The organism is Arcobacter sp. s6 (assembly GCF_040884245.1).
Lineage (GTDB): Bacteria > Campylobacterota > Campylobacteria > Campylobacterales > Arcobacteraceae > Aliarcobacter.
This window is the reverse complement of record NZ_JBEVTN010000005.1, coordinates 42,018-49,867: the sequence shown is the minus strand read 5'-3', so window position 1 is coordinate 49,867 and position 7,850 is coordinate 42,018. Positions and strand designations below refer to the sequence as shown.

Annotated in this window: 1 protein-coding gene (only partly in view); it reads right to left on the bottom strand. The window is 33.1% G+C overall.

Going from position 1 to position 7,850, the window contains the following annotated elements:
- The coding region annotated (locus ABVS04_RS03920; RefSeq protein WP_368029369.1) for a hypothetical protein crosses the window boundary (this coding region is incomplete at its 3' end): on the bottom strand, nt 1-7,850 show 7,850 of its 27,860 nt. 20,010 nt of the annotated region lie beyond the right edge of the window.

The following is a 7,850-nucleotide window of genomic DNA, read 5'->3' as shown; positions in this document are numbered from 1 at the left end:
GAACTTGCGTTTGCTAATGCGCTATTTAAGCTTGCTGCTGTTCCTGACGTTACTGTTGCTGTTACTATTCCTGTTGTTAAGTTAGCTATAGTGTTTGCGTTTGCTGCTGATACTGTATCACTAATAGTTACTGCCTCATCGCCCAATGAACTAAAGTTTGCTTGGTTTGTAACGTATAAAGTATTAAGATCACTAAAGTTTCCTGTTACACTTGTTGCATTTACTATTACATTAACTGATGTTTTACCATCAAGTGAATTTAAGTCTGTTGCTGTTGCACTTCCTGTTACTGTTAATGTTAATGCATCTGACGATGTTGCGTTTGTTAATGCTGTATTTAAATTTCCTGCTGTATCAGAACTTACTGTTGCTGTTACTACTCCACTTGTTTTACTTAAAATTCCATTTACATTTGCTGCGCTTGTTGTATCACTTATTGTTACTGCTTCATTTCCTAATCCACTTATTCCAGTTCCATTATAAATAGTATTTATATTTGCATATGTATCTGTTATTGAAGTTACTGTTCCTGCATTTACATCCACACTTGTTTTATTATTTAATGCTATTAAATCACTTCCTGAAGCTAATACTGTATCTGTTAATGTCAATGTTAAGGCATCTGTTGCACTTGCGTTTACTAATGCGCTATTTAAGCTTGCTGCTGTTCCTGACGTTACTGTTGCTGTTACTATTCCTGTTGTATCATTTACAATTGTATTTACATCAGCGGCACTTGAAGTTCCACTCAATGTTACTGCATAATTTGCTGCTGTTGTGAAGGTTGCACCTGTATTATTTACTATTTCTAACATTTCTGAACTTGTTGCAGTTGAGATTGTTGTTACATTTGTTAAATCAATTGCATTTGTAGAATTATCATTAATAGTTTTAATTTGTGTACCTGTTAAAGTAGTATCTGATAATTTTAATGTACCTGTATTTATTCCTGAATGTGTACCAAATTGTGAATTACTTAATGTTAGTGTAGAACCACTTGCCACATCAAATTTATCAATAATATTATTTATATTTGAAGTACTAATATTTTTATCTATATTAACATCAAGAGTAACTGTCCCTGTACCTTTTGAAACAGTAATATTACTAAAGTCATGGCTACTTGAATCAGAAACTATTACTAGACTACCTGTTCCAGCCATTGTAATATTCATTGTTTTACCTGATAAATCTGTTGCATTAATAGTTGCTGTTTGACCATCTGCTACTAAAATAGTTTCAAAATTAAGTAGTGTAACTCCTGATAAATCAACTGTTCCACTTAAACTTAATGTATCACTTCCTGCTCCTGCATCAAGAATTTTTACATTTGTACTTCCTGTATAAGTAAATGTATCATTTCCACTTCCTGAAACTATATGCTCTACATTTGTTAGGGTATCAGTATTAGATCCTTCTTTTACAGTTATTGCATTAGTTCCATTTATAGCTACTGTTACTGCTGTACTTAAAGTTGTATAGTCAATTTTATCAATTCCACCACTACCATTAAAAGTTATATTATCAACAGCAGCTGTTGTTAGGGTATCTGCATAACTTGAACCTATAAAGTTTTCAAAGCTTTCAAAAGTATCAGTTCCTATATTACTTCCTGTTGTTGTACCATTATTATCTGTTAATGATATAGCTACGCTACTTGTTGCTTGTGATACATCTAAAGTATCACTTCCTGCACCACCAATTAAGCTATTGTTGTAAATATTTCCTTGAACACTATCATTTCCATCACCCATTTTTATATTTTCAATATTTGAAATATTATCACTTATCCCAGTAGCTGTTGCTGTTCCAGCGGCTAAATTAATTGTTATATTTGTTGATGTTAAATCAGAATAATCTACCCAATCACCTGTAGTCTCACTTCCTGTTCCACCATCAATAAAATTAGTTCCAACTCCTCCAAATATTCTATCATCACCTGATCCACCTTGAAGATTATCATTCCCTGCATTTCCGCTTAGAGTATCATTTCCAGCATTTCCGATAAGTGTATTATTATTTGAATCACCAGTTATTGAATCATTTGCACTTGTTCCAGTAAGATTTTCAATATTTGTTAAAGTATCTGTTCCATCTATAGTAATTGTTGCAGCACCTGAAACTAATGTTACATTTAATGGTCCTGTTGCGGTACTGTAATCAACTGTATCACTATCAGCACCACCATCTATAGTATCATTTCCTGCACTTGTTACAAACGTATCATTTCCTGCATCTCCATATAATGTATCATCTCCTATTCCACCATCAATATAGTCGTTATTATCTCCACCATATAGAGTATCATTTCCTGCTAATCCATAAATACTATCAGCTCCACCTTGACCATATATAATGTTTACTACTGAATCTCCTGTTAGAGTATCTCCTGAAGCACTTCCTACTATATTTTCAAAGTTTGAAATAGTATCTGTACCAATATTTGTACCTGTAGATACAGCTGTGCTTAGATTTACTGTAACACCTGAAGTTGATGAAGAATAAAGCAATGTATCATTTCCATCTCCACCATTTAAGATATCATCTCCAGTTCCACCTTCAACAATATCATTTCCTGCACCTAAATCAATATTATCAGCTCCACCATTTCCTTCAATATAATCATTTCCTGCACCTGCAATAATTGTGTTGGCATTATTATCGGCTTTTATATAATCATCAAGACTGCTACCATCAATATTTTCAATATTGTAAATTTTAGAATTATAGTTTGTACTAGATGATTTAAATTCAATATTATTATCTACTAACATATCTACTGTATTATCATAAGATGAATCTCCCTCTGGATCAATCAAAAGATTTGAATTTGCATCACCTGCTGTTCCATCTACACTACTACTTAAAATAACTTTATCAGCAGTTCCACTTCCACCATCAAGGTAGTCAACCCCTGTAGAAATAGTAAAAGTATCATTTCCAGCTAATCCATATAAAGTATTATTTATACCATTTGAACCAGTGATTTGATCATCTCCTGAAGTACCTGTTATATGCTCAACATTTATAATAGTTTGAGAATTCCCAAAAGCATCAGTACTTGTTCCAGATGTTAAATTTACTATTATTCCTTGTGTTCCATTTTTAAAAATAACAGTATCTACTTCAGAACCACCGTCTATATAATCTGTACCTTCTTCATCATAAATAGTGTCAATTCCTGCATTACCATATAAGCTATCATCTCCAATACCACCCCAAATAGTATCACTATCATCTCCTCCTGTTATGATATCATTCCCAGATTCACCATAAAGTCTATCAGCACCAGCATCACCTGAAATACGATCATTGTCATTTCCACCATAAATTAAGTCTGCACCCGAATCTCCAGATAAAGTATCAGCTCCACCCATTCCTAGAATAGTATCATTCCCTTCATATCCATTTACAGTATTATTTCCTTCATCACCAACAAAGGTATCAGCAACACTACTCAAATAAAAGTTTTCAAAATCTGCAGTACCATCTGATTCTTGATAGATTAAATCCGTAGCACCTCTTGAATCTGTAATACTAAAAAAAGTATAAGTTCCATCAGCAAGTGTTGATAAACCACTAACAGTTACACTTTGAGTAGAGCTAGTTACAGTTGTATTTGCTACTCCATCATCATCAGTATCTATGTTTGCATTTTGTAAAATGATTTTTGTACTGCTTCCAGTATAGTTTGATCTATAATTAAGAAGATCTTGCCCTGAGCCTCCAATTAAAGTATCATTTCCACCACCAGAATCTGCTCTATCATCTCCTAATCCTAAATCATATACATCATCGCCTAATCTTCCTATTACAATATCATTCCCATCATACATAATAAATGTGTTAGCAGTATCTGAACCCCAAACTGTTTCTGCTCTTGCTGAACTTGCACGTCCTATTACATTTTCAAAATTATATAATGTATCTGAGCTTGATGCTAAATCTATAGTAGTTATATATGCATATTCTAAGCTTAACCAGTCACCATATGTTTCTCCACCTGTTCCACCATCTAAATAATCTGTTCCCGCAACTGATAAATAAATTGTATCATCACCTGCTTCTCCATATATTGTGTCATCAGAAGTATCAGAACCTCTTATAATATCATCTTGATCTGAACCTATTACTTTCTCGATACTTATAAGAGTATCTGCATATCCATATCCATCATTATTTACTGTTTGATTTGTTAAATCTACATTTATTTTATTTGTAGCATCGTTAAAGGCAGCTTCACCCCATGTTTTATCAAAAGCAATTGTATCAACACCAGTTGTACCTCCATTGATTATATCAGTTCCTGCTCCACCATAGAAGGTATCATTATCTTCTCCACCATCTAAAGAGTCATTTCCCTCTCCACCAATAAGCGTATCAACACCTGTTCCTCCAAATAAAGTATCATTTCCACCATTTCCATCTAATATGTCATTTCCACCATATCCATATATAGTATTTACACTATCATTCCCTGATAAAGTATCTGCATAAGCTGATGTACCCATAATATTTTCAATATTTGAAATAGCTGAAGATTCTGTATTTCCATAACCATCATTATTAACAGTACTTGTTAATAAGTCAACATCAACAGAAGCTCCCACATTATAAAAATTAATGAAATCTTGACCATCTCCACCATCATAAGTATCAATACCTTCTCCACCTGTAAGAGTGTCGTTACCAATTCCACCTTTTAGTACATCATTTCCAGCTCCACCGTCTATGACATCATCACCAGAATTTCCATCAAGAGTATTATTATTTGCATCTCCTGTTAGAGTATCATTTAGAGTTGTTCCTAATAAATTTTCAATTCCACTAATAGTAGTAGTTCCTAATCCTCCTGTAATAGAACCATTCGACATAGCTGCTGTAACTGCACTATTTAATGCTTCAAAACTCAACCAATCTCCACCACCTGCACCTGCTGTGTGTGTTCCTCCATCTATTGTATCAGAACCTAATGTTGCTATAATCGTATCATCACCAGCACCTGCCCATATGGTATTTGTATTACTATCACCTTTAATAGTATCTGCATTATTAGAGCCAATTATTTTTTCAATACTTGTAACTTGGTCTTGTCCTGCAAATCCATCTTCCATTACTTCATAAGCAACTGCTACATTATTTTTATCTGTTTTATCTAAATATACTTGAACACCTACATTTGCATCAGAGAAATCTAAAATATCAGCTCCAGCTCCTCCATCTATTACATCATTTCCAGCTTGTCCTCTTATTGTATCATCACCACTATCACCATAAATAGTGTCATTTCCAATACCACCATATATAGTGTCATTATTAGATTCACCATATAAAGTATCACTATAATCAACTCCAGCTATTGCCGTTCCATTAAATCCTTGAATATTATCAGCATAATTAGAACCTCTTATTATCTCAATATGATCAAGTAAAGTATCTGTTCCTTCTGTAGAACTCACTATTGAGCCAAAATCAGTACTTCCATTTCCTAAGGTAACTGTGATTGAAGAACCCGCACTAACATAAGTTAAAGTATCACTATCTGCTCCACCAAAGAAAGTATCATCACCTTCTGATCCTATTAATATATCAAGTCCAGCTTCACCATAAAGTGTATCATTTCCTGTACCACCTGTTAATTGGTCATTACCATCACCACCATAAATAGTATCTTTATCAGCTCCACCATTTATAATATCAGCTCCATCATTTCCTTCTAAATAATCAGCACCCTCTCGTCCTTCTATAACATCATCTCCTGCATTCCCAAAAAGACTATTTGCATTACTATCTCCATAAAGAGAGTCATTCCCTGATGTTCCTTTTACTATTTCGATTTCTGAAATATAATCTTCATAAATAGTTGTTCCATCATGATATCCATCATCTGTTGCTTTTTGTAAACCTAAATCAACAATTACTCTAGTTCCACCATTTGCTAAATCTACATTACTATAATCTAAAGTATCAATTCCATCTCCACCTATAAATGAATCTAATCCTTTAGAAGCATAAAAAGTATCATTTCCTTTATATCCATCAAGAATATTTACAATAGTAAAATCATCACTACCTTTAAGAGTATCTGCATTTTTTGTGGCTAGTACATTTTCAATATCATATAAAGTATCAAAGTTTGAAGTGGTTACTCTATCTTTTATTTGTTGCGATGATAAAGATAAATCAGCATTAATAGCTTGAGAACCTGTTATATAACTATAATCAACAGTATCATTTCCAATGTTTGTATGATTTGTTCCATCAAAAGTACCACCATAGATATTATCACCATCTAATCCACCTAAAATAGTGTCATTTCCAGCTTCTCCAACAAGAATATCAGCTCCTGCACCACCGATTATAATATCATTATCTCCACCTGCTAAGATTGAATTAACAGAAGCATCTCCTACTAATGTATCTTGATTAGTTGAACCTATAATATCTTGAATATCATATAATTTATCAGTACCCTCACCTATAGCTGTTTGTAAACTTAAAGTTGTAGATGTTTCTCTGCTTAATAAAATAGTTGATGTAGTTGATGAAAGATTTACTTTTACTCCAGCTGATGAAACACTATAATCTATAACATCTCTATCTGTATCAACACTTGAAATATTTTCTGCATTTCCATAAATAATATCATCTCCACTACCACCTCTAAAGGTATCAGCTCCAATTCCTCCAACTAAAGTATCAGCTCCTGCTCCTCCATAAATACTGTCAGCTCCTGAACCACCTTCTAATTTATTATTATTATCATCTCCAACTATTGTATCAATTGAATTTGTACCAATAATATTTTCAATACCATCAATATATTCTACATTTGCAAAACCATCATTTTGAACTCTATATGTTGAAGTTGTTCCTAAAGTCTGAACTGTTGATAAATCAACTTTTATTCCCTCTGTTCCATCAGAAAAATCGATTGTATCAGTTCCTGTTCCCCCATCAATATAATCAGCTCCATCCAAACCTTTAAATGTATCATTATCTGCACCACCAAATAATGTATTTGAATATTGATCTCCTGTAATATTGTCAGCTCTTTCAGTACCTATGATATTTTCAATATTTCTTAAAGTATCTACTTTAGAATTTGATGATGCTGTTCCAATTTTAGAACCATCATTAGCAGTATCTAAATCTACAGTCACACCATAAGTTAAATCTGAGAAATCTGCTGTATCTTCATCTGCTCCACCATCTATAATATCAGCTTCAGCTCCCCCTCTTATAGTATCATTTCCAGCACCTGTAGAAATTACATTTGCTTCACCATCACCATAGATAGTGTCATTTCCACTACCAGTTATTATATTTTCAATTCCATCAATAAACTCTTTATTTCCATAACCATCATTTGAAACTCTATATGTATCACTACTTCCATCTGTTTGGGCTTTTGTCATATCAATAATTACATTTTGTGAACCTGTACTATAATCTGCTGTATCAGTACCTGAACCACCAATTAATTTATCTGATCCATCTAGTCCTACTAAATAATCATTTCCTGCACCACCTGTTAATGTATTTGCAGATGAATTCCCAGCTATATAATCACTTTTATCACTTCCAACTACATTTTCAATGTTTATAATTGTATCTGTTCCAAACTCAGCATGAATTCTTTGTGCTATTGTTGAAGCTAAATCTATTTCGATTCCTGAATAAGCATCAACTGATGTTGAATCGCTACCTGTACTATCAGCATCTCTTGTGTCACCTGTATCATCCAAAATTGTTAAACCTGAGTTTGACGAAAAATCTAAAGTATCTTTTGTACCATTAGTTATTGAACTAGAATCATCATCTCCATCAATATAATCATTTCCAGCTCC